Genomic DNA, 2,977 nt, shown 5'->3' with positions numbered 1-2,977 from the left:
GCCGGAACGGCCCGACCCTTTTCGGGTCGTCTCACCGGTTTTTCACCGGACGTAAAAAGAGCAGCATTCCCCAGGCAACCAGGGCCATGGCGGTCACGATTCGGAAGGTCGGCTGGTAACTGCCGGTGAGGTCGAACAGATAGCCGGCAAGCAGGGGGCCGACGGATCCGCCGGTGGTGCCGAAACAAACTACGATCCCGAAGAGTGCGCCGTGGGATTGGATGCCGAACCACTCTGCCACCAGGGGGGAAATGGCGGTGAACAAGCCCCCGTGGGCCAGACCGTAAACGACGGCAAAAAGATACAACATCCAAGGTTGGTGGGCAAACTGCAGCCAGCCGAGACCGATTAGAAGCAGGACGAAGCAGCCCCCCATCACCGCTTTGCTGCCCAGGCGATCAATGATCAGACCGCTGACGAAGCGCCCCAGCATGCTCACCGCGCCGATGATGGAGAGGACACCGGCGGCCTGCATGGAGGGGAAGCCCAGATCGCGGGCATGGGGGACGATGTGCAGCATGATGATCATCAGGCAGAAGACTAGGCAGAGATTGGCCAGACAGATGATCCACAATTGGACCGTCCTGAGAGCACGAGACAACGGGAGGCTGGAGTCCGTTGCCGGCGTTGTGCTCCGGCTGTCGACAGTTTCCGGTTGCCTGTGCGAACGCAACGCATCCGGGTCACGGCGCAGGAACTGGGCCATGAACACCAGAATCAGGGCTACGCTGGTACCGATGAGAACAAAACTCCACCGCCACCCGTAAAGGAGGATCAGCCCGCTGGCAGACAGGGGAATGACGAATTGGCCGGCACCGGTGCCCACCTTTACGATACCGGTCATAAAACCCCGGCGGTGGGAAAACCAGCGGGCGATGGTGGACAGGGCGATGACGTCGATGGAGCTGAGCCCCATGCCGAAAATGATGCCGTAAAAGAGGTAAAGCTCCCAGAGGGTGGTGAGGCGGGCCATGAGGACACAGCCCAGGCCCAACAGAATTGCCGTGACCGTCATGAGTTGGCGTGGACCGAAGCGGTCGTTCAACCGGCCGACAATCACCCCAAAAAGCCCCATGATGAAAAAGGCCAGCGAAGAGGCACCGGAAATGGCAGCCCGGGACCAGCCGAATTCCTCCATCAATGGGTTGAAGAAGACGCCGAAGGCGATAAATGCTCCCACCCCGAGGGCCTGGATGGAAAAACAGATGGCCGCGATGAGATGGGCGTAGCCGTATCGCCCGGGAGCTAGAATCGGCATTGGCATCCTTTTCAATTAGTCGTTAGGGGTCAAGTCTATTTTTGACTCTTTATAATGTTTTGGGTCAATCGTTCAATGCGTTTTTTGATTTTCGCGTCGCTGTCTATCAGACGATTCATCCTATCGATTGCGCTGCTCTCTATATGCTGGTTCCGATGGGGTTTCACATTTCGAGACCCTATATGTAAAACTTGAACCGCGATAGCGAGCGCATTCCCCGCCGCTTGTCGACGCGAAGCAAAGATCCCGCTAATCGGGGCGGCGGGGTTAGCGAGCGAACTGGAAATCGCTTTTTTTTATCCTTCCGGTGCCGCGAAGCACTGCCGTTTCAGGCAGAATATTCCCCGCGGCTTGCCGTGGGGAGGATCCAATCCAACAATTACGCTCCACCTGCGATTCCGTTGAACACTTCTGCACTCGAACCTGCCGATGAATGAATTTTTTTAGAATTCCCGGTGGGGTGGTTTGGAGAATGGCACCCAACGCCTGTTAGACAATGGTTGATATTGATGACAGGGGAAAGTGAATTTGAAGCGGGGGATTGGAAGCGTTATCGACGAAAGGCCAGTGAAGTCGTGATGTTAGATGACACAAGGAGAAAAGGCCACCGCACGCGGGTTGTCGGAGATGAGCCTGTGCGGATTACAGCGATTCATTTCACATAGACCATCCTAATCTCACATACCCACGATCACGATCAACCAGTGCAATCAATGCTATCTGATTGTACTATGGCTTAACGGCAAGTAGGGTTTGGAAATCACCGGTTTTGACATGAGACCGTTCCTTGGTTTAATCTCAATGTATGCCAACTTGCCTGAATTAAATCACATACAAAAGTTACAAATTGTAATCACAATCTGATCAGTTTTCTGGCCGGCCACAATATCTTGAGCCATACCGAATTGAAGACCGTCACCAGGTGTTGGCAAGAAAGCACACGAATCGGTGGGGTCCGTTTTTAGGGGATAGCCATTACGTAGCTGTCTGGTCATAAAGATTTCGGCCACTGACCCGAAGCCTGTCTATCCCACGGTTTGACAAGGGTTACCTTCGTGGATTAGTCTCAATGTACTACAACCCACCTGAATCATATCAATTACCAAAGTTACAATATGTAATCACAAGTGGAGTGGAGTTTTACAGGACTACAATATGGTGGGTTTCGTTAGAACCTGATATGGGATTGTTTACTGACAAGAAACCATAAGTTGTGTACGACCCTGAAAGTCCTCCCGACCAGGCACATATCTGCAAATTCGCCAGCCTGCATGTTACATCCGTCACTCTTTAGAATCACAGGCCTTTTCAACGATTCGATTTAGCCTCGAAGTCCAGAATAATTAAGGCTCAAAAAAGTGTGTATTGGCAGTTGCCAAAGTTTGTTCTATAAATAGGCTTGACGCTCGCGGCCAGAGGCAGCGCTTATTAGGAACAAAGGAGGATAAGCTGCTTAATGTATTCCAAAATGAAAAAGATAAATGATTTTATCCTGATTTTGCTACTATTGTTTTCTTCTCCATTTTTGATACTTCAAAAATCGACCAGGCGCTGAATGGTCCAGAAGGCTGCAGCACTGCCGATAACATAAGGCGGCAAGGCCGAGGCCCACGCCATTCGTGGCATGTTCATGCGGCGGATAATGGCTCCAGCCAGTGCAATGATGGAGAGTACGCAAACGATAAAGAAAAGCTGACCGATCTCAACGCCGACGTTGAA

2 protein-coding genes are annotated in these 2,977 nt (G+C 52.2%); both read right to left on the bottom strand.

Translation table 11 applies throughout. From position 1 onward, the window contains the following. Positions 1-31: 31 nt before the first annotated feature. Positions 32-1,258, bottom strand: coding sequence for an MFS transporter (locus tag QNK41_RS10090; protein ID WP_319256326.1), 1,227 nt, complete (start codon positions 1,256-1,258; stop codon positions 32-34). 1,533 nt (positions 1,259-2,791) lie between these two features. Beyond that, a partial coding sequence (locus tag QNK41_RS10085) for a hypothetical protein (RefSeq protein WP_319256324.1) occupies positions 2,792-2,977 on the bottom strand: 186 nt, incomplete at its 5' end.

Origin of the sequence: Desulfosarcina sp. (genome assembly GCF_033791525.1) — a bacterium.
Taxonomy (GTDB): Bacteria; Desulfobacterota; Desulfobacteria; order Desulfobacterales; family Desulfosarcinaceae; genus Desulfosarcina.
The sequence above is the reverse complement of the archived record's forward strand: the minus strand, read 5'-3'. Positions and strand labels throughout refer to the sequence as shown.

Excerpts from the sequence above, each read along its gene's own strand:
- QNK41_RS10090 (WP_319256326.1), bottom strand. The coding sequence starts at position 1,258 with ATGCCGATTCTAGCTCCCGGGCGATACGGCTACGCCCATCTCATCGCG.